At 43.1% G+C, this 21,013-nt stretch carries 16 protein-coding genes; 15 read left to right on the top strand and 1 reads right to left on the bottom strand.

Features of this window, described 5'->3' with window-relative positions; all coding sequences use genetic code 11:
- Position 1 precedes the first annotated feature (1 nt).
- The 4 genes from ACKA06_RS10440 to ACKA06_RS10425 all read left to right on the top strand — a co-directional run bounded on the left by ACKA06_RS10440 (position 2) and on the right by ACKA06_RS10425 (position 3,201).
- Positions 2-889, top strand: coding sequence for a carbohydrate ABC transporter permease (locus ACKA06_RS10440; RefSeq protein WP_032085971.1), 888 nt, complete (start codon positions 2-4; stop codon positions 887-889).
- Positions 890-895: 6 nt separating this feature from the next.
- Entirely contained in the window at positions 896-1,711 is an 816-nt protein-coding gene (locus ACKA06_RS10435; protein WP_032085972.1) for a PfkB family carbohydrate kinase, read from the top strand.
- Positions 1,712-1,776: 65 nt separating this feature from the next.
- Complete coding sequence (locus ACKA06_RS10430; protein WP_214873364.1) at positions 1,777-2,508, top strand: GntR family transcriptional regulator; 732 nt, start codon at positions 1,777-1,779, stop codon at positions 2,506-2,508.
- Positions 2,509-2,526: 18 nt separating this feature from the next.
- Positions 2,527-3,201 carry an HAD family hydrolase gene (locus ACKA06_RS10425; RefSeq protein ID WP_411159572.1) on the top strand — a complete coding sequence of 225 codons (675 nt, stop codon included), beginning with the start codon at positions 2,527-2,529 and terminating at the stop codon, positions 3,199-3,201.
- Between the two features lie 410 nt (positions 3,202-3,611).
- On the opposite strand, the gene ACKA06_RS10420 is transcribed toward ACKA06_RS10425, so the two are convergent.
- Positions 3,612-4,430: a hypothetical protein gene (locus tag ACKA06_RS10420; protein WP_052011301.1), complete on the bottom strand. Its 819-nt coding sequence runs from the start codon at positions 4,428-4,430 to the stop codon at positions 3,612-3,614.
- Positions 4,431-4,804: 374 nt separating this feature from the next.
- Here ACKA06_RS10420 and ACKA06_RS10415 point away from each other — a divergent pair, with 374 nt between their 5' ends.
- The 11 genes from ACKA06_RS10415 (at position 4,805) to ACKA06_RS10365 (ending at position 20,968) form a co-directional block, all read left to right on the top strand.
- Entirely contained in the window at positions 4,805-5,485 is a 681-nt protein-coding gene (locus tag ACKA06_RS10415) for a copper homeostasis protein CutC (protein ID WP_411159571.1), read from the top strand.
- A 105-nt stretch (positions 5,486-5,590) separates the two neighbouring features.
- Complete coding sequence (locus ACKA06_RS10410; RefSeq protein WP_176716073.1) at positions 5,591-6,085, top strand: YehS family protein; 495 nt, start codon at positions 5,591-5,593, stop codon at positions 6,083-6,085.
- A 3-nt stretch (positions 6,086-6,088) separates the two neighbouring features.
- Positions 6,089-6,796, top strand: a complete 708-nt coding sequence (locus tag ACKA06_RS10405) for a M48 family metallopeptidase (RefSeq protein ID WP_411159570.1) — start codon at positions 6,089-6,091, stop codon at positions 6,794-6,796.
- Between the two features lie 266 nt (positions 6,797-7,062).
- Entirely contained in the window at positions 7,063-8,544 is a 1,482-nt protein-coding gene (locus ACKA06_RS10400; protein ID WP_411159569.1) for a phytoene desaturase family protein, read from the top strand.
- A 282-nt stretch (positions 8,545-8,826) separates the two neighbouring features.
- Positions 8,827-9,291 carry a sigma-70 family RNA polymerase sigma factor gene (locus tag ACKA06_RS10395; RefSeq protein ID WP_081940990.1) on the top strand — a complete coding sequence of 155 codons (465 nt, stop codon included), beginning with the start codon at positions 8,827-8,829 and terminating at the stop codon, positions 9,289-9,291.
- Positions 9,284-10,756: a DUF4179 domain-containing protein gene (locus ACKA06_RS10390; RefSeq protein ID WP_032085990.1), complete on the top strand. Its 1,473-nt coding sequence runs from the start codon at positions 9,284-9,286 to the stop codon at positions 10,754-10,756. Before ACKA06_RS10395 ends, ACKA06_RS10390 begins: the two co-directional genes overlap by 8 nt.
- A 216-nt stretch (positions 10,757-10,972) precedes the next feature.
- On the top strand, positions 10,973-12,226 hold the full coding sequence (locus ACKA06_RS10385) for an ATP-binding protein (RefSeq protein WP_032085991.1): 1,254 nt from the start codon (positions 10,973-10,975) through the stop codon (positions 12,224-12,226).
- A 708-nt stretch (positions 12,227-12,934) separates the two neighbouring features.
- A complete protein-coding gene (locus ACKA06_RS10380) occupies positions 12,935-14,452 on the top strand; it encodes a TIGR02677 family protein (protein ID WP_411159568.1) in 1,518 nt (505 codons plus the stop codon).
- Entirely contained in the window at positions 14,430-15,602 is a 1,173-nt protein-coding gene (locus ACKA06_RS10375) for a TIGR02678 family protein (RefSeq protein WP_032085993.1), read from the top strand. The genes ACKA06_RS10380 and ACKA06_RS10375 overlap by 23 nt, the downstream gene beginning before the upstream one ends.
- Positions 15,589-19,710, top strand: a complete 4,122-nt coding sequence (locus ACKA06_RS10370; RefSeq protein WP_411159567.1) for a TIGR02680 family protein — start codon at positions 15,589-15,591, stop codon at positions 19,708-19,710. Before ACKA06_RS10375 ends, ACKA06_RS10370 begins: the two co-directional genes overlap by 14 nt.
- Complete coding sequence (locus ACKA06_RS10365; protein WP_411159566.1) at positions 19,688-20,968, top strand: TIGR02679 domain-containing protein; 1,281 nt, start codon at positions 19,688-19,690, stop codon at positions 20,966-20,968. Before ACKA06_RS10370 ends, ACKA06_RS10365 begins: the two co-directional genes overlap by 23 nt.
- Positions 20,969-21,013: the final 45 nt, after the last annotated feature.

The raw sequence follows: 21,013 nt of genomic DNA, 5'->3' as shown, positions 1-21,013 counted from the left end.
GATGAAACTTGAAAATCTTGCAACTGAAAAAACAGTTTTACCTGCTGCCCAAAGAAACTATATGCCGCTCAAAACACGTATATCCAGAAACATCGTTTTTCTTGGATTATTAATTTTCGCCTTGATGATCCTATACCCGCTTTTTTGGATGTTTATCTCTTCTTTTAAAAGTTATCAGGAAATTTATACAAATGTTTGGGCACTACCGAGTGAATGGCACGTTGAAAATTACGCATTGGCGTGGGAAAAAGGGATTCAAAACTATTTCCTGAATAGTGCATATGTTACTGGTTTCTCAATCCTCCTTACGGTGATGTCAGGTACGATGGCTGCCTTTGTCCTGGCCCGGTACCGGAATCGCTGGATTGATGCGGCTCTTCTATTCATCATTGGTGGTTTGATGATGAATCCGGAGGTTGCTCTCATTCCTTTGTTTGAGATTCTAACATTCTTTAACTTAATTGATACGAGATGGGCATTAATACTAACGTATGTGGCTTACCGGCTTCCTCTTACGATTATCCTCATCCGCGCTTTTTTCATTACTGTTCCAAAAGAACTATCAGAATCTGCTTTGATTGATGGATGCAGCGAGTTTGGGATCTATTGGAGGATTTACTTGCCTTTGTCCATCCCGATCGTCATTACTTCCGTCATTATAAACGCCTTCTATGCATGGAATGAGTTTTTATTTGCGACGGTTTTTATCAATTCCAGTGAATTGAAAACGATCCCATCCGGTTTGATGGTTTTCAGGGATGCCTTAAGAACCGATTGGGGTGTCTTATTATCTGGAATGGTGATTGCATCAGTACCGATGGTTATATTGTTGATTGTGCTGCAAAAATACTTAGTGCGAGGCTTATCAGAAGGCTCGGTGAAAGGGTAGAAACCTATGAAACTGATTACAATTGGTGACAATGTTGTAGACTGCTATTTGGATCGTAACGAATATTTTCCGGGCGGGAATTGTGTGAATGTCGCTGTAAATGCAAAACGCAATGGCGCAAGCACGGTTGCTTATATTGGTATTTTTGCTACAGATGGACCTGCTGATCATATAAAGGCAGCACTGCAGGAAGAAGGGGTAGACTTTCGATTCTCACGGGAGGCTATAGGCATTACCGGCCAGCCGAAAGTGGCGCTTACAGAAGAGAACGACAGGGTATTTGTCGGCGGACCTAAAGACACTGTCCAACATCGCTTTAAAATCCAGCTTATACCGGAAGAAGTGGACTACCTTAAACAATTCGACCTATGCCATGTAAGCTGCTATTCTTCCATGGAAAGTGAACTGCTTAAGATTTCGAAAGAGATTAAGATATCGTACGATTTCTCAAATCGAAAAGATCTGGACTATATCTCCTCTATTGCTCCGTATGTATCTTATGCTTTCTTCTCGGCTGCAGAACTATCACAAACAGAACTGGATGATTTTGTTGAAAGTCTTGCACCGTTTGGCTTTGAAATAATCGGGTTGACACGGGGAGGGGAGCCTGCGGTATTTGTTCATAATCAAACCATCTACAAACAAACATTACGCAGCATAGAAGTGGTCGATACAATGGGGGCAGGGGACAGCTTGATTGCCGGCTTTCTAACCGAATATGTGAAGAGTAACGACATCGAAAAGGCAATTGAAAAAGGGACAGTCTCAGCTGAAAACACATGTCAAGTATATGGAGGATTTGGCTACCCTGCAAAAATGTAATTCATTTTATTTCAACCGTGGTTCATGTATAATTATTGTAAAATTGAGATATTGAGGCGTTGACAATGGAAAAAGACAATCTGCAGCATTATTTATATGAAGAAATCATGACTGGCCTTAAACAATATATTGATAACAATGGATTAAAAGAAGGAGATAAAATCCCTACTGAAAAAGAGCTGGGGGATTTGTTTAATGCCAGCCGGATATCCATCAGACGTGCCATCAAGGAATTAGTGGATGAAGGTACGCTGAAAATTGTCAGAGGTAAAGGAACATTTGTAAGCGCTCAGCGAAAAGAAATTCATTTGTTGGATTTGCAAGGTTTTTCTGAAGGGCTGACAACCGATAATGATACTATCACGAAAGATATCATTTCTATCCGGAAAGTGAATAGAAACGAGGATTTAGACAGGGTTTTTGAGAAGCGATACGACGAATATATTGAACTGGTAAGAAAAGTGTATCGCAATGACCAGGAGCTAAGCCTGGACTTTGCCTATTTGCCTACAGACCTTTATCCTGGCATCGAAGATAAAATTACGCCCGAAAGTTCAACCTTCGCCATCATCCATGATGATTATGGAGTAAAGTTTAAAAGAGTAAATAAGAACTTGGAGTTTATTCATCCTGATGAAGAAGTGCAAAGACATTTAAAGGTAAATAGCTTAAATTTACTCGTATCGGTGGATAAAGTGATCTTCGGGGAAAAGGATACTCCCGTCCATTATTCCAAATACTATTTAATTGCGGAACGGGTGAAATTGAGTTTGGAACATATTATAGACCAAGACTAATAAAAGAGGGTGAAGGGAATGTATAAAGCAGTTATTTTTGATTTTGACGGACTGATCCTAGATACGGAAACCCTTCATGTGGAAATATTTCAAGAAATGTTCAATGACCATGGTCTTGAATTTCCTTATGCCGATTGGATTGAACATATCGGTACAAAAAGCACATTCACTGTCTTTGATCTATTAGAAAGGGAACTTACCTCGGTGAAGGTAGACCGTGAGCTGTTGAAAGCCAAAAACCAGCAGAAATTTTCAGAACGGGTCCGCGTGCTCGAGGCACGGCCTGGGGTCCTTGAATACTTGAAGGGCGCTAAATCCGAAGGGCTAAAGATTGGACTGGCATCAAGCTCAAATAGAAAGTGGGTCACGGAACACTTAACAAACCTTGATCTGATCGATTATTTTGAAACAATCAGAACGGCAGATGACGTAGAATTTGTTAAGCCGGATCCTGCTTTATATAAGCTTGCAGCAGAAGACTTGAATGTATCGCCTTCAGAGTGCATTGCCTTTGAAGATTCTGCAAATGGGGCATCGGCTGCTGTGGAGGCCGGTTTAACATGTATCATTGTCCCTAATCAGACGACCCGGGAACTTGAATTTCCAACTGTGAAACATAGGCTGAACTCCATGAGTGACGTATCATTCTATCAACTGCTGGAAGAAATGAATATCCAATTTGGTAAGGATTAATTAATTGTTGGCAAGCTGATGGATCTGCTCTTTTTTGATTGGGCTAGAGAGGGATGGAAGCAAGGGGACGGCTCTCTTGCTTCCTCTTTCATAAATTTGGAAGGGGTATATCGCTCACACAAAATAAATTTTTTCGCTAGTCTAGGATCTGTTTGCCTGCCAGAAGTTTAGACCAAATAGTGATTACTTGAGTTTCCGGAACAATAACCATCATCATTAAGATCAGGATAAATTTAATTCTTTTCATATTTCATCTCTCTTTAGTTTGCTGTATACCAAAGTGAGTTATTCCGTTATCCTGCTCTAGTAATCCATTAATTTCACCAATAAAGCGTTAATCCTTTGATCAAAATCCCCTGTTGATGAATGAGGGCTCTTGAGTGCCATTCTGATTTTGGTTGCAAAGAATCTTACTTAACAACTTTCATTGAGTTAGCAATTTCTATCATTTCTTTTTTGTTAAAAAGATTGCTATCCATTTCTACCAAGGTACCCTCCTGCTTCCAAGTAAGTATGCCGCCAGCAGCATTTGAGAATGTCTTGAAATAACCTTTGTGTCCATTAATATTAACGGTTTCTTCACTACCTTGGAATGAATCCCCTGAATAATCATCCGAAATTTTTCTTTGTTCAATCCCAAGCAACAATGAATTATCCTCATTATCCATATAATGTAGTCTGACCTTTGTAAAGGTATCATTTTCCCACTCAGGATATGTTTTAATCTCCAACGTATAATTATCAATAAGCAGTTTATTAGGGAGAAGGACATTAAAGTCAACCTTTTGAATAAGTTCATCAACCTTAATACTATCATGATTGTACATAACCTTTTTATCTGATCTTCGTCTATTAGGGTTTTGATTAATAACTTGCATAATATCTTCTTCCATATGAGATATTGCATAGTTATAGTAAAAGTCTTTGTTAATTGCTCTTTTTGTTAATGCTTCATTTAGAGCAGTAAATTGCAGCTCACCAAAAAAAGTAATTAATTCCGTTGGGGCAATTGCATTGGATTTAGCGATTTCAGTTATTGTTTTTCCTTTTTTCCATTCACTATTATACTCTTCCTTACTTATTCCTAAAAACTGATATAGTTCTTTGTAATCAATTTTGTAATGAAAAGATTGAGGATTTACTTTTACGTCCTCTGCTAAAGCAACTTTTTCGATGCTAACGACTGAAGTGAAAATTAAGATGAGTAAAATCAAACGAATATTAAGCATTTTCTAACCTCCAATATTATGATGTAGTTTTCCACATTAACAAACAATTATGAAGTATATTTTTTCTCGCATCCAAGAAATGTTTAATGTTTATGACTGACCTACATTTTATTATGTTTATTGCTTCTTAAGGGTATAGGCATGAAAGTCGTTGGGGACAAAATGCAATATAGGGACGGTTCTCTTGCTTCCATTTGCATAAATGTATATGCTCATACAATTGCAATTCTAGATTCTGTTTGCCTGCCGGAAGTTTAGACTAAATAGTGCTTAAAAAGTTATGGCGGCAGCCTCATTAGCGAAGAGAAACTATTCCAATAAGAAGCAACGCCTTAAACGTATATGTGACAGGCAGCATAAGAAAGGTTGATACGATGTACATAGAATTTATTGCGACAACGTTAGAAGATGCTATTTTAATTGAACAATCCGGGGCAGATCGGATTGAGCTGGTATCCGCTTTGACAGAGGGCGGTTTAACTCCTAGTCACTCTTTAATCGAAGCAGTAGTTAACCGTGTAAGCATTCCGGTCAATGTGATGGTAAGGCCGCATAGTCAATCATTTTGTTACTCTTATGACGACTTTTTAATCATGAAAAATGATATAAACATCATCCGCTCATTAGGTGCGAATGGTGTAGTACTAGGAGTGCTGAATGAGAATCATGAAGTAAACCAACCTATGCTTGAAGAGTTATTGACCGAATGCAGTGGATTGGAAGTTACATTTCATCGGGCAATTGATTCTACAAACAATCCCGTTCAGGCAGCAAAAACATTAGCCCAATACAAAGAAATAACAACGATCTTAACTTCTGGCGGTAATGGTGAATTTTCCAGTCGCTTGCAAACCATACAGGAAATGAAAACCGTATCTGGGCATATTTCAATTTTGGTTGGAAGTGGACTAAATGCAAGCAATATTTGTTCTGTTCATTCAACAGTAAATACAGGCTATTATCATTTTGGTACAGCTGTGCGAAAAAATCATAGTCCGATCGAAGAGATTCACCTGGAAAAAACGAAGGAAATTGTTCAACTGTTGAAAGGTTGATAAGCATAGATATAGCATGTCCCTCAAATTAATACTATTTTAACAAAGCCTCTAAAGTGGTAAGCTAGTGATTCAGTATCAAGATAATTAACAGGAGGTCAACCCATGAATATAGATAACAACGATATATTGATTCGTTTACGATATGCTTTGGATATAAAAAATACAGAGATGGTGGAGATTTTCAAGCTAGGCGGCATGGATTTGTCTAAAGAAGAGGTGATGAAGGTCCTGACCAAATCAGTGGACGAGGATGATCATCAGGAAAATCATATACCATGTGATGATGAAATGTTCGAGTCGTTTTTAAATGGATTCATTACATTTAAAAGAGGCAAACAGGAACCTAAGCCGGGACAGCCGGAACGGCCGGCAATCACGTATGAACACGTAAATAACCTTCTCCTCAAGAAAGTGAAAATTGCGCTCTCTTTGACAAGTGAAGATATGATCGACATCCTGGAAGATGCGGGTGTGAAGGTCACCAAAGGCGAAATGAGCGCCATTTTACGGAGGGAAGGCCATAAGAATTACCAAATTTGTGGTGACCGATATGCCAGGAATTTCTTAAAAGGATTAACGATCAGATACAGGGGATAAATCATGAACCATACTTTTTCAGGTGAGACGATATATCTTGATATTAAGTACAAAAATCGAAAATCCATTGGTATTTATCTTGATCATTATGGAAATGTCGAGGTACATGCCCCGAAAGGCACGCCGGACGAGTCTATCATTCAATTAGTAGAGGATAAATGGGATGTGATCCTGAGGAATTCGAAAGAAAGGAAGGACCGGCTGAATGGGCCCCAGGAAAAGGTCTATGATCAGGGTGAGCAGTTTCTGTATTTAGGCAAGGTCTTTCCTATAGAAGTCCATCACGATCCATCCAGCCCGCAGGATCATGTCCTGTTTGATGAAACGACCATCCATGTCTATGTCAAACAGCTGGAGGATGAACGAATCAAACAAGCTTTGAAACGCTTTTATTATCAACAGTGCAAAACGTTAGTAGAGAAAAGTATTTCTTCACACCAGCATCATTTTAAAACTAAGCCGCATAGCTTCCGAATTACAGACAGCACCAAAACGTGGGGGACCTGTGACGCCAAAAGACAGCTGACCTTCAACTGGAAGCTGGCCATGGCTCCCCGGGAAGTGGTCGATTATGTAGTCGTCCATGAAATGTGCCATATGGTGCATCTCAATCATGACCGGTCTTTCTGGCGTCTTGTTGGAAAAATTGTGCCGGACTATAAAGAGAAAGAAAACTGGCTGGCAGGATCCAGTTGGAAGATGACGGTGTAGTAGGGTGGGAGAGTAGTGTAATCCGGTTTGCCGAAAGATTTGCTGAGGGAGCGGGTGAGGGTAAAGAAGCCAGGAAAGCCAGGGGACAGGCACCCTGGTTTTTTTCAATTTTGATAAAAGACCGGAGTACCTGTCCCTTTGGTTTTACCTCTGGTTTTAGCACATCGCAGCACCTCCATTTTTATCATCCCAGGTCTATTAAGGGTATACTAATGGCAACTAACAACGAACATTGCTTGCGGGAAGCAAGGAGCGGAGGTGATCCCTTGTCTAAGTCGGTTTGTATTATTGGTGCGGGTGTGGGCGGATTGACGGCGGCTGCCTATTTGGCGAAGGAAGGGTATAAGGTGACGGTCCTTGAGAAGGCGACGACTGTTGGAGGTTCAGCAGGGTGGTATATTCGGAACGGCCGGAAGTTTCCAACAGGCGCGACGATTGCGTTTGGCTTGGAGGAAAAGGGCTTGTTGAGGACCGTGTTGAACGAGCTGGATATCGATCTGCCCGCAGAAGAACTGCTTCACCCCATGGATGTCATTTTGCCGGAAGGAAAGGTTTCAATCGTGAAAAGGCCAGCGTTGTGGGCACAGGAGCTGAAGGAAGCATTTCTTCCGAGGAGCGGGGATGTGGTCAGGTTCTGGGAGGCTCTTCAACGAATAAGTGATGATGTCCTGGCTGTGACAGAAAGCAGGGTTTCTTTACCCGTCAGAAAACGATATGACCTGGGAAGCCTGCCCCGTCACGCTGTACGGCATCCAATATCGATGGCCCGCTTGGCACGATATGCGCTGTATACAGTGGAAGATCTCATGAGGAAGTATCAGCTTGACTCGTATGAACCACTGCGCCAGCTGCTGAACGCCCAGCTTCTTGATGCGGTGCAGACGGATGTCAGGGAGGCAGCATTGCTTCCATCAAGTCTGGCTCTGACGATTTACCGCAGAGGCAGTTTTTTTATCGAAAATGGTATGGGCCAGCTGGGAAAAGCACTGGCACATCGCATTAAAGAGCTCGGCGGCGGGATCATGAAAGTGTCTCCGGTTGAAAGCCTTGTCTATGAAGAAAGCCGGAAACAATGGAATGTGGCCAGTCGCAAATGTACGTCTTCCTTCGACTTTGTGATCAACAATTCAGGCATCTCCTTCGGGGAGGGAACGAGCTATGAGAGTGGGGACGAGTTTTCCTGGGGAGCCTTTCGGGTCGATGCCATTTTGTCTAGTGAAGGGTTGAGCGGGAAGTTAAAGGAAAAGACACTCCCTTTCGCTTATCAAATCGTTCCGAGTCTGGATTCTCACACTCTCAGGGCAAACACCCATGGACCTGTCTATGTCACCTTCAATCATTCTGTTGACCGAAAAGGTGAACGGGTTGAAGGGGAAGTGATGATGACGGTCTCGCTGCATACTGAATTAGAGAGCTGGTCGGAATATCCAGAAGATGAGTACAAGCGGATCAAGGAGCAGGTGACAGAAGAGATTCTCGCAGAAATCGGGAAGGTCATCCCGGTAAAAGAGAACCTGCTGTTTGCAGAAGCGGGCACGCCCCTGACCTATGAGCGCTATATCGGAAAAAGGGCCGTCGGTGGCTTCCCGCTGACCGTTCGAAATGCCATCACCAAACCGAAAAGTGTCCGGTCTCCACTGCCGCAGCTGTATATTGCGGGCGAACAGGTCTTTCCGGGGCCGGGGACGTTGTCTTCTGCTCTTAGTGGGTATTATGCGGCTAGGAGTGTTATGGGGGATGAAAAGTGAATGCATAGAGCAGGGGGACGCGTTCTATTGTTCTTGTAATACAAAAAGTAAGATGAGAACGATCTCCGGTACCCCCATTAATTAAATTACAAATCATGAATCAAAGAAGCAAGGGGGCAATTCCTCTTGTTTTTTATTGTGGTATTTTAAATTATTGAAGCCAAATCCTTAACGTGTCCGTCTAATACATAGTAATAAACAAAGGAAAAGGAAAAGAAGGTGAGTTCCATTATTGAATTAGTTCACAAAGCTCAAGAAGGCGACGAAGAGGCTTTTTTGACAATGTTTCAAGAGTACGAAAAAGATATCTATCGAATGGCTTATGTATACGTGAAAAATCAGGAAGATGCCCTTGATGTCGTTCAAGAAACAGCGTATCGATCATTCAAAAAGATTGGCACATTAAAGAATCCTGAATATTTTAAAACGTGGTTAATCAAGATCTCGATAACCTGCGCTACTGATATGCTCAGAAATAGAAAGAAGATCATTCATCTGAACCCGGAATACGCTTCTCCTATACATTCTGAGGACAATGATATTCCTCTCTCATTATCCTTGCATGATTTGATTGAAACATTAAATGAAAGTGAAAAAAATATTATACTCTGGAAATTTTACCATGGGTATACCTTGAAGGAGATTGCAGAAATCGAGGAAACCCCCTTGGGCACAGTGAAGTCTGTTTTATATCGGGCGCTGGCAAAACTTCGAAAACAGGTTAGGAGGGTTGATATGTATGAGTAACCATAACCATATTAGAAATGAATTGGAAAAAATTGAAATTCCTGATGAAATACATAGTAGAGCCAGATTAGGCGTCAAGAAAGCTAAAGTGGAAAACAATGATAAGAGACCTGCCGCTCCAGAGGAGAATAAACGCAGTACAGAACGTTCACCCATGCGCAAAAAGTCCCTTTATAAAAGACTTTCGATTATTGCAGCGGCACTTTTATTAATTGCATCAACGTTAACATTCACACCCGTGATAGCGGCTATTCAAGAGGTATATGACAAACTTTTCTCAAGTAACCATATCGATGATTCAGGTGTGAGAAATGCTGTACTATCAGGGGATGGGCAAATACTTGATCAATCATATACCGATGAGAGGCATGACATCACCGTCCATTTCGAACGGTTATTGACGGATGATAAAGAAACAAAGCTTCTCCTTACTTATCAAAGTAAAACAACCGATTTAAAGGATTATTATATCGATCTATTTGAAGGGGCAAGCTCAATCAATTTGATGGTTGGAAATGAAAAAAGGAAATTAAAAAATGTAGGTTGGGGAAGCAGATATTATGATAAAAAAGAAAACAAAGTGGCAACGGCCCTATCGTTCGAATCATTAAAGGATTATGAGGGGAAAGACATCCGCTTGGAAATTGATCAATTAACAATTTGGAACGATAATGGTCAGGACAGTGTGGACACAATATGGCCGGTAGAGTTCAAGATCAAGCCAGCTGCAGTATCCGAGAGAAAAACAGTTAGGCTCAATCAAACTTTCACTTATAAAAGGGAAACCTACACCGTAAACAAGGTAGAATTTTCAAAGCTTGAAACAAGGGTTGTCGTCAGTGGGTCTGACACAGGGACCTTGGAAGATGTAAATGGAAAAGAATATAGAGTGATGAGTAAACTGGAACGACAATATCTCAATGCAAGGAAAATCAGTAAAGAATATGGTTATATTGTCAACGAAAAGAAATCAGGAGTATTTATTAAATCAAAAGGAGAAAAGGTGGAACCAATTTTCAGTAAAGGCGAAGTGGAAGGGGAAAATGGCCAATACATTATGACGTTTGCCCCTGTTGAAAATCAAGAGGATTGTGTTCTTGAAGTGGGGGACGCTGTCGTTGTACCTCTAAATAAATCCGGAAAGGTCATACAAAAAACAGTAGATGATGAACAATCTGAAATTGAGGAGTTGTTAGCTGAGAGCGGATATACATTGGAACCACTGACCAAAGAAGAAAAGAAGAAGGTCGATCAATATCTGGAGACATTTCCTAAAGAGCTTTCAATTAAAAGAATAGCTATAGGTAAGCTTAAAGGCCATGAAAAATCGAAAATTCTAGATATCAGTATATCAGAACGATCTGGCGTGATTAGTAGTAGTGAGGCTCAGGATTTAGAAAAAGCTAATAAAATCAGGGAGAAAAATGGTTTTTCTTTCATTCCGATTTATTTGGAACCAAGATAAGATGGAGAAGAGTAGTCCCCTTTTGTAAGGGGGCTATTTTTTAATAGGGAGCGGGAACATTTTTCTGTAATTAGAAAAAGGGGCACCAAAAAACCATGGGTAAAGACATAGGGACAAGCACCTCAGTTTTTTTAAAATAATTTGCCCCAAGTACCCAAAGTATCTGGATTTTGCTAAAATAGTAGATACATATAACAGAAGGCGAATGGTGCGCGGATGAGTATTCTGAAAGATTTCCTGCTGCAGTTTACATTAATGGTTATCCCTATCTTCAGTTACTTTACGTTTATTCTGGAGAAGGTGAAAGAGGACCGGGCAATTAAGATGTTCATGACCCTTTTGTGGGGAGTGTCCATCCTATTGTGCATGTCCTTTCCCGTGGAATACGGCGGAGGCGCACGACTCGATATTCGGTTTATCCCTCTGTTATTCGGGACGATATACCTCGGAATTTGGCCCGGCGTGTTTTTGTCATTCCTCATCATTCTTTACCGCCTGACTTTCGGAATCAGCATGGGGGTTGTGACGACAGTCGTTGTGCTCATACTTACACTCCCCGTCATTCTTTATGTTCAGCGATTATTTTTGCGTGTGAACAGGGGTAGAAGAATCATCATTGCAACGGGATTATCGTTCCTGTACTGTCTCTGCGGCATGATGGTATTTGGGGGCATGAATGGATTCTCCATCCCTGTATTGAAAGTGCAGGTCATTCATCTGATTTTTACTATTGCCGTCACGGGGTTCTGTACCGTGTTGATCGAGAAAATCCATGAGATCCACGAGCTCAGGCTGGAGGTCCAGGACACGGAAAGATTCAAGGTGATTAGTGAACTCACCGGTGTGTTTGCCCATGAAATCCGAAATCCCATGCAGGTGAGCAGGGGATTTCTGCAGCTCCTCGATGATCCCGACCTCCCTTATCGCCAGAAAGAATACATCAAGTTGTCGATTGAAGAATTAGACCGCGCGAATGAAATCATCCACGACTTTCTCGCTTTAGGCAAGCCCTCCAACAGTACATATGGAACCATCAATGTCAGTGAACAATTAAAACGCACAGCATCGCTGATTCAAACCTTCAGCGTGAACCAGCAGGTTGAATTTCAAACAGACATCCAGGATGACTGCTGGATGAAGGCAGATCCCCAGAAACTGAACCAATCCCTACTTAATTTCTTGAAAAATGCAGTGGAGTCCATGCCGAATGGCGGAACCGTATCGCTATCATGTCACAATGCCGTCGATGGACACATCAGGATCACTGTTAAGGACCAGGGAATCGGCATGAACCCGAAACAGGTACAGCGCCTTGGATCCCCCTATTATTCTTTAAAAGAAAATGGGACGGGACTCGGGATGATGGTCAGCTACCAAATCATCCGATCATTTAACGGGAAGATCCGTGTGGAAAGTGAGGAAGGGGTGGGGACGGAGTTTGTGATTGAGTTTCCTGGTGTTCGGCCATAAGAAAACGGCGTTGACTTTTTGTTGGTCAACGCCGTTTTGTTTGAACATAGGGGACAGGTACCGCGGCTCAATTAGTTGATGGGAGAGAACCGCAGGGACAGGTACTGCGTTTTATTTATGGTTATAATAAATCAGCTGCCTTTCCTTATGATTTTTTGAAGACTTCTGTTCATTTTTTAGCTTAAATGGACCAAAAGTTAGCAAATTTCTATAAGGGGCAGGGGACCTTATGTTGAAAATCCCGGTGCTAATGGATTTTTAGATGAATGAGGAGCAGGTTTTATGCGCCAACTTTCGTTTTCGATCCACTTTTCAACTTTTTCAGGCAACATTTTGAAAATATGTTCCACTTTCCAGATTTACGTGCATGATTTTCATTTTTCATTCCACTTTCCCCTGTTTTCGTGCAACTTGTCGAATAATCTTTGGGTGGTTGTTCTAAATATAACCGATTCCCCTGTTGTTTACCTGTCTCTTTGGTTTCAGGGGAGAAGAGCTGTAACCTAGCTAGTGTAGTGTTTCAGTAAAGAGCGATCAGACATCTAGTGAATCGTTCTGTTTTGGATCAAAAGGTAAAATACTGCCCCTTGTATTCTCTTTCCCCTCTCTTACGTTTACGTTACCGCCTGCTCCCTCAACTGGTATAATTATTCCATATACATACATAGGTGAGTCAAGTATGATGGCCATGAAAAGAGGTGCGTGAACATGCAAGGACCAATGAAAAAGCTCATCGAAGCGAGTTATCTGACTGCAGAGAATGCGGCAGAATACCGAACGATTCTACGATACTTTTACTTTCAGCATGAACGGATGCGGGATTTCATTTCACCTGAAGAGGTACTGGAATATATGAGATCCCTCCCTCATTACGAGCACTATGAAGAGGAGCAGCTTCTCATCCAGCTTGCGCAGCTGGTGAAGTGGAAGAATCTGAATGCCAGGCAGGATATGACGAACGCGAAGACGATCGAGGAGTATAAGAAGAAGCGTTTCCGCTATCAGTCGACGCCTTATACGATTGAGATTGAGAGAATGGTCGCGACTCTTGAGAAGAAGAGCGGGGAGAGCTTCGGGGGATCTCTGGAGAAGTCTCAGTTTGACAGATTGCTTGAATCCGTGAACAAGTTGGATCATGAGTTGAAAAAGGGGCTTAGGGAATCGGCCGAAACGTATATGCTCCTTTGGGAGGATCTCTTGCAGTATTTCCGGACGATCCGGACGAGCACGGCGGATTATATTGCGTATATCAATAGTGAACAAACGGATCAGCGGATGCAGAGTGAGGCGTTTTTGGTATATAAAAATCAATTCACCACTTATCTGAGAGACTTTATTGTGTCCCTGCAGAAGACATCCTTCCAGATTTCAGATCAGCTGGACCGGATGGATCAAAAGGTTGTAGCTCCTTTCTTTGATAAGCTTGCTGATCACAGGAGGCAGATTCCCAGACTGGAGGAAATCAGTGAAGAGACGGTGATGGATTGGTATCAGGAATTCCACGACTTCTGGCGAGTGATGAGGTCATGGTTCATCGGGAGTGACAGCCAATCGAGTGAACTTGAGATGCTGCAGCTGCAGACAAATGAAATGATCAGGCGGATCACCCGTTATGTGCAGCGGATGAGCGAGCGGCATCACAGTCATCAAAGCCGTAAGAAAGATTATCTTCATCTGGCAAAACTCTTCAGCGCGAGCCGTTCGATGGAAGATGCCCATCAATTATCAGCGGTCGTTTTCGGTTCCATGACGATCAGGCATCTGAAAATCGAAGAAGATACAACAGAAAACATTCACAGTGATATTTGGGAGGAAGAGCCGATCATCCTGCCGATCAAACCAAGGGTCAGATCATATAAGGAAAAAACAAAGCCCGGGGCGATGGTGTCGAATGAGGAAAAGAAAAAGGCATTGATGCGGAAGCATCTGGCTGAAAAGGAACAGGAGCGCACCATCATCGAAAATCTGTTTACAGATGACAAAATGGTCATTTCTGAGCTTGATGTAGTGGAGCCTTTTGTCCGGAAGGTGATTCTCAGCTGGATCGGGAAAGCAATGGCGGGCAAAAAACAGACCATTAAAACGGATTATGGGTTCACGGTTCGGGTTCAGGTCCATCGTGAGCGAATGGTGATCCTGCAAGCAGAAGACGGAGTGTTAAAGATGCCGGATGTAACATTTGAAATGAAAGGAGGGCCATCGGATGGAACAGGTACAGACGGTTGAATTTGATGACAAAGCGATTGAAGGGCTGGAAATCCTGCTGCATGAGTTCTGGATATTGAGAAGTGAGAATCCACAGGAGTATCAGTTGATCCGCGAACGGGAGAAGGTATTGAGACGGTATCTTGATGATAAGTTCGGCCTCTTGTTAATCGTCCATCAACATTTTATTAAGCTTGAGAAGATTCCGGTCGAGCCAGAACCATGGATGGGCATTCCATCGTTCCAGGAGCAGCGGGACTACGCGTTGTTCTGTTACGCCATGGCCTTTCTCGAGGAAAAGTCTGTCGGTGAACAGTTTCTGCTGTCGGAACTGGCAGAGGAAATCAGGCATGATTATGAGGGAGACGAAGGGATCGATTGGACGGTGTATACTCACCGGAAGTCCCTTATCCGTACGATTAAGACCATGGCAGACCTTCAGTTGATCCGCACGGTGGACGGGAATATTCAGAGGTTTGATACCGACGAAGAACATGAGGTGTTATATGAGACGACGGTTTACAGCAAATATTTCATCCGGTCGTTTCCGGAAGATTTGACTCAGTTTACCAGTTGGCAGGAACTCCTTCAGGAAGATTGGAAGTTCCAACAGGAAGATGAGCGGAGAAAGAGGGTCTACCGCCAACTGTTCTTTTCACCTGGTGTACATAGAAAATCAACGAACGACCCTGATTTTATTTATATCAGGAACTTTCGGAACCGTATGATGGAAGACATTGAGAAACACAGCCATTACCGCCTTCGGCTGTTCAAGAATACGGCATTTCTATCCTCACAGGAACCTAACTACAAGTATGAGTATTTTCCGGATAATAAAGCCGTGACCGATGTATTATTGCAGCTGTCGTATCTTCTTTATGAAAGGCGTTCTTCATTCACGCCCCTGGAATCCGGAGATTTACTGTTGACGACTGGGGACTTTGATCAGTTGATCATAGAGTTGAAGGAACAGAATGGGGCCGGCTGGTCGAAATATTTCCGGGAAGCTGCGGTGGAGACGATCAGGAAGGAGTGCCTTTCTTCCATGAAAAGCTGGATGATGGCAGAAACGGATGAGAGTGATGCGATGATTTATATCAAGCCTTTATTTGGGATACTTGCAGGGAAATATCCGGATGATTTTAAGGGAAAGGGTGATGATAGTGAGTAATGAAGGGTGGCAATTGAACCGCGCCGGACTCGTGAATTTCTGGTATTACGATGAAGAGACCTTTGACTTTAAAGATGGGAAGCTGCTGCTTCGCGGAGCCAATGGGTCGGGTAAGTCCGTTACGATGCAGAGTTTTCTTCCAGTGCTGCTGGATGGGAGGAAGTCCCCGGATAGGCTGGATCCATTTGGTTCGAAGGCGAGGCGGATGGAGGACTATCTTCTGGGCGAAAAAGGGATTGTCGATCGTGATGAGCGGACGGGATATCTGTTTATGGAATATGTAAAGAAAAGTACAGGGCAGTATATGACAACCGGAATCGGCATGCAGGCGAAGAGGAATAAGCAGATGAAATCATGGTATTTCGTCATCACGGATAATCGGCGGATCGGCTTTGATTTTTCCCTTACCCTAAAGCATTCAGGTGAAAAGATTCCCATGTCTGAAAAGGAACTGAAGAACCGGGTCGGGACAGGGGGAGAAGTCGTCCAGTCCCAGAGGGAGTACATGGAACTTGTGAATCGCCACATCTTCGGCTTCCAATCGACGGATGCCTATGAGGATATGATCAAATTATTGATTCAATTGAGAAGCCCCAAGCTTTCAAAAGACTTTAAACCGACGGTGATTTATGAAATCCTGGAATCTGCCTTGCCGCCGTTGACGGATGATGAGATCCGTTATTTATCCGATAGTATCGATCACATGGATCAGGCACAACAGGAGCTTGAGCGCCTGGCGATGCAAAAGGAATCGATCAATAAAGTGCTCCGGGTGTACGATCGCTATAACCGTTATGTACTTGCTGAACAAGCGGAAAAGTGGCAATCAGCGCATAAGAAGGTTGTCCAAAAAGAAGAAGCGGTCAAAGAACTTCAGCAAAACAAATCAGATTTGAAAGTGGAAATTTCAGACCTTGAGGTCAAAGAAGAGAACTTGTCGAATGAGCAAGACCTTCTTGAAAAACAAAAGGATCAGCTGAACCGCCATGAAGTCTGGTCACTTGAAGCGAAGAAGAAAGATCTTGAGAAAGAATCTCTGCGGAAAAAAGACTCGGTCATTCGCCTGGAGGAGAAAAGGGACAGAAAGCACAACGATTATGTGAAAAAGAAGGCAGAGCTTGATTCCTTGGAGGAACGTGAATGGAAAGCGAAAAGTAAGGTTGAAGAATTACTGGAGGAAATGAATGAACTGGCAGAAGAATGTGATTTTTCAGCTCACATCGTCAATCAAGCCGACTTCGAACGGATGGAAGAAGGTGAGTACGATTTTACCGTCTGGAAAAAAGAAGCTGCGTCTCATCTGGATGTCCTTTCAGAAGCCATGAAGCTCCTTGAAGATCGAAAGCGGCAGCTGGGGAGATACCGTGAACTTGAACGGGAATCGTCTGCGAAGAAGCAGAAAGTGGATGAGATCCTGCAGCAAATGAACCATACGGAAGAGTGGTTTACGGAAGAGCAGCAGAAGTTGGAATCTGCTATTTTCACTTGGATTGGTGAGCATGACAAACTCTTATTCACGGATGGTCAGCGCCAACAGGTGGCCCGATCTGTTCAAGGGCTTTACGAAGAGAATTCCTATGATCAAGCAAAAGGGATACTGCTCGACAGTCTGGATGAATACCGGCAAGAGATACGGACCCAAATGATTGAAAAGAGAAATCATCTTAAGCAATTAGACGATGCCATTGAAGAAAAGAACAGGCAGATGACACAATTGAAGCAGCAGAAAATGATTGAACCCGGCCGTTCTGAGGGAACGTCCCTGCACCGTGAAGATCTTAAAGGAAGAGGGGTTGCGGCGGTTCCGTTTTATGAAGCGGTGGAGTTTCAGGATGGTGTGACGGAAGGGGAAAAATCCCGGATCGAAGCGGTTCTCAATCAGACGGGGATCCTGGACAGCCTCATAACAGCGGACGGGATCACTCCGTCCGAAGACTCAGTACTGGTACCAGAGCCACTGCTTATGACCCAGACCCTTGCCGACTACCTAAGACCGGATGTCGAAGGGGATTCAGCTGTTTGCTTGCAAAAGGTGGATGACGTCCTTCGTTCCATTCCCTTAGAAGAAACAGCGGGAGCATTCATGATCGATCCGGACGGTTCGTATATTATGGGGATCTTGAAAGGTCATGCACCGGAAGAAGGTCCGTCAAAATTCATTGGCAGGGCATCAAGAAAACGTCATTTGAAGGAGCAAATCGCGCTTCTCGTGACTGAACTTGCAGAGCTGAACGAAGATCGGGACGGAGTAATGCTGGAGATTTCGAGGTTAACACAGGTCCTGGAGAACGTGAAAGAATGGCAGCAATCAATCCCATCTGATGAAGTTCTGCGTGACATCCATAAACAGTATGAAGAGCTTGAACAAAAACGGAACGTTCAACAGGCACTTCTGGATCAAACCGATCGCCAATGGAAAGAAGTACAGGTGGCCCTAAGCCGGTTGAAGCAGGAACTATACGAATACAGCAGTCGCTTCTCGTTTGAGCTGGACACAGAGAGTGTGACCCAGACAATTCTTTTGATGAAGGAATACGAAGGGAATCTGAACAATTTTGAAAATGGGCTTGTTCAATTGCAAGCCAGCCGACAACGGATTCAAGATATAGCCTCGCTGCTCCATGATATAGAAGAAGAGCTGGATCAATTGAAAGGTGACATCAACGTGGAGCAGAGTGACAGAGATAAATTGCTTCTGGAAATCGAGTCCATCGAACATCAGCTCGCCTTAAAAGGTGTGGAGGAAATCAGGCGTGAAATCAGACGTGTACAGGGCAGGTATGAAGATGTGAAGCAGCAGCTAAGAATGCTTCAAAAGACCATTCCAGAAAAAGTAAATGAGGCAAAACGGGTGGATGAGAAGTTGGAGGAGTACATTGCGGACATGGAATTCTGGACAAAGATGAGCGATTTGTGGAAAGAGCACGTCACAGAAGAGATCAATCATCAGTTTGTAGAAGTCGATGTTCCAGAGGCGGACCACATTTTATCAGCATACGGGGATATGCTCATCTCTTATGAAAAACCCAAACTATTAGAGCAGCTGTCCAAGGCATTTTTTGAAGAATCGCAGATGTTATCGGAGTACAGGATGGGGAGTTATACCGACGACAGAGACATGCCCCTGTGGATAAATGAGGAGCAGGATGAGCGATTTGAACCCTTCCTGCAAGAGTACAGATCTCTAAAGGATCGCCGGATGATACGTTTCTCTTATAATGGCAGTCAGGTCAATCCCTATTATCTTGCTGATATCCTGACAAAAACTTATGAAGAACAGGATCGCAATCTGGATCAACAGGACCGGAAGCTGTATGAGGATATCATGCTGAATCATATCGGAACGATTCTCAGGAGCCGGATTAAGCGGGCTGCCAAATGGGTTCGTCAGATGGATAAAATCATGGCGGCGCGCGACAATTCCTCGGGACTGATCTTCTCGATTGCGTGGAAAGCACAAACAGCGGAATCGGAAGAAGAGATGGATACGGTGGAACTTGTCAGCTTGCTCGAACGTGACAGCAAACATCTTCACGAAGATGATTTAAGCAAAATCACCCGGCATTTCCAATCCAGGATTGCGAAAGCCAAAGAATTGATCACTCTTCGCAATGAAGGATCCACCCTTCATCAGGTCTTGAAGGAAGTATTGGATTATCGGAAATGGTTTACCTTTGTCCTCTCTTATAAACGGGAGAACGAAGGAATCAAGCGTGAGTTAACGAATAATGCGTTTTTCCAGTTCTCAGGCGGAGAGAAGGCGATGGCCATGTATATACCGCTTTTCACTGCAGCTTATTCAAGATACAAAGAAGCAGGAGACTTCGCGCCATATATCATCTCATTGGACGAGGCCTTTGCAGGAGTGGATGAAAACAATATCAGGGACATGTTCGAAGTGATCGAGCAGCTGGGCTTCAACTATATCATGAATTCCCAGGCGTTGTGGGGGGATTATGATACGGTGCCGTCCCTTTCAATCGCTGACCTGCTGCGTCCTAAAAATGCTGACTTCGTAACGGTCATGCGCTATGAGTGGGATGGGGTGCAGAGAAAGCCAGTTCAACAGGAAGAGGAAGAGATCTATGAGCGACTTGAGCTTACTTAAAAGGGAGCCGGCTTTTCATAAGCTGTTTCTCTTGTTCAAAAAGAGATATGAGTCCCTTGGCCGGATCGGGGGATCGGTCAGTTTGAAATCATTTACGGATGATGATTTAAAGGCCATTTCGGGATTGACGGGATTTTCGGTAGATGAATTACGCGGGAAGAATTCCATTACGCTGCTGAAATTTGAGAAATCACTGCAGCGTACAAGGTATCAATATGATTCTCTGCTTTCGTTTCTTGAGGATTATTTTGAAGAGTCATTAATAGTGAACAAGGATCGCCTGATCCTAGAGCAACAGCGAGAATTGCAGTTTTTAAATGAAATGAAAGCGAGATTTCCGCAAATTGGATGGTATATTGATTGGATTTCTTCCAAGTCGGCGGACACGAGATGGATTTGGAGTGTGTATAAGGAAAACCCTTCTGTATTGTCTTCTTATCTTGAGTACCTTGAAACAGCTTGGGGATTTTTAATCGAAGAAAAAATGTTCCTGCGAATTCCTTTATTTGCCCAAAAGGTAACGGGCAACCCCCATGCATTCGACCGGAATGTGGTTCTGGGAAGAATGCTGCTTCATTTATTAACTGTCGATCAGAAGATTAAGGAGGATAGCGAGATCAATTTTAGCAAAACATCTGAAGAAGAAAATGACCTCTTGGGATTCTATGGCTTGATCCGCGATGATTTATGGAGTTTTGTGACATGTCAAAATATATTAGCTGAAGCAGATCAGGTAATTCATCCTGTTTGGAAAGCAGCACAAGAAACGGGAACGGTCCTGAATATCCCGCTGAAAGAATTAATGAAAGTGGATAAAATCTACCCATTTGAACGGAATTGTGTATGGGTGGTGGAAAATTCAAGCGTGGCATCTACCCTGATGGATCTGGTTCCTGATGAGCCTATTCTATGTACCCACGGACAGCTGCGAATTGCCGGCTGGCGATTGATTGAATTACTTGTAAGATCAGACGTCACAATTCACTATTCAGGTGATCTGGATCCTGAAGGGATGCTTATTGCGGATCGTTTATTACGAAGATTTCCAGAATCAGTTCTTCTCTGGAGAATGGATGAAAGATCATATCTTGAAGCGATGTCAGAAGAAGTTATCACCGAAAAAAGATTAAGTCAATTGAGTAAGCTGCGCGATCATGGTTTAAATAAAGTTGCTGAACTAATGCACAGAGAGAAAAGAGCAGGTTATCAGGAAGCGATGGTGGAGATGATGGTCGGGGATATAAATCGGGGGCGGTGATAAGTAAGGCAAGGATTATGCCCCCTTGGGATGCTTGAAGAGGAC

Source organism: Rossellomorea oryzaecorticis (genome assembly GCF_045897515.1).
Lineage (GTDB): Bacteria > Bacillota > Bacilli > Bacillales > Bacillaceae_B > Rossellomorea > Rossellomorea enclensis.
This window is presented reverse-complemented; position numbering and strand designations above follow the sequence as displayed.

Excerpts from the sequence above, each read along its gene's own strand:
- ACKA06_RS10370 (WP_411159567.1), top strand. The coding sequence starts at position 15,589 with ATGATAGTGAGTAATGAAGGGTGGCAATTGAACCGCGCCGGACTCGTG.
- ACKA06_RS10430 (WP_214873364.1), top strand. The coding sequence starts at position 1,777 with ATGGAAAAAGACAATCTGCAGCATTATTTATATGAAGAAATCATGACT.
- ACKA06_RS10375 (WP_032085993.1), top strand. The coding sequence starts at position 14,430 with ATGGAACAGGTACAGACGGTTGAATTTGATGACAAAGCGATTGAAGGG.
- ACKA06_RS10365 (WP_411159566.1), top strand. The coding sequence starts at position 19,688 with ATGAGCGACTTGAGCTTACTTAAAAGGGAGCCGGCTTTTCATAAGCTG.
- ACKA06_RS10395 (WP_081940990.1), top strand. The coding sequence starts at position 8,827 with ATGTTTCAAGAGTACGAAAAAGATATCTATCGAATGGCTTATGTATAC.
- ACKA06_RS10435 (WP_032085972.1), top strand. The coding sequence starts at position 896 with ATGAAACTGATTACAATTGGTGACAATGTTGTAGACTGCTATTTGGAT.
- ACKA06_RS10405 (WP_411159570.1), top strand. The coding sequence starts at position 6,089 with ATGAACCATACTTTTTCAGGTGAGACGATATATCTTGATATTAAGTAC.
- ACKA06_RS10410 (WP_176716073.1), top strand. The coding sequence starts at position 5,591 with ATGAATATAGATAACAACGATATATTGATTCGTTTACGATATGCTTTG.
- ACKA06_RS10385 (WP_032085991.1), top strand. The coding sequence starts at position 10,973 with ATGAGTATTCTGAAAGATTTCCTGCTGCAGTTTACATTAATGGTTATC.
- ACKA06_RS10420 (WP_052011301.1), bottom strand. The coding sequence starts at position 4,430 with ATGCTTAATATTCGTTTGATTTTACTCATCTTAATTTTCACTTCAGTC.
- ACKA06_RS10380 (WP_411159568.1), top strand. The coding sequence starts at position 12,935 with ATGCAAGGACCAATGAAAAAGCTCATCGAAGCGAGTTATCTGACTGCA.
- ACKA06_RS10390 (WP_032085990.1), top strand. The coding sequence starts at position 9,284 with ATGAGTAACCATAACCATATTAGAAATGAATTGGAAAAAATTGAAATT.
- ACKA06_RS10440 (WP_032085971.1), top strand. The coding sequence starts at position 2 with ATGAAACTTGAAAATCTTGCAACTGAAAAAACAGTTTTACCTGCTGCC.
- ACKA06_RS10415 (WP_411159571.1), top strand. The coding sequence starts at position 4,805 with ATGTACATAGAATTTATTGCGACAACGTTAGAAGATGCTATTTTAATT.
- ACKA06_RS10425 (WP_411159572.1), top strand. The coding sequence starts at position 2,527 with ATGTATAAAGCAGTTATTTTTGATTTTGACGGACTGATCCTAGATACG.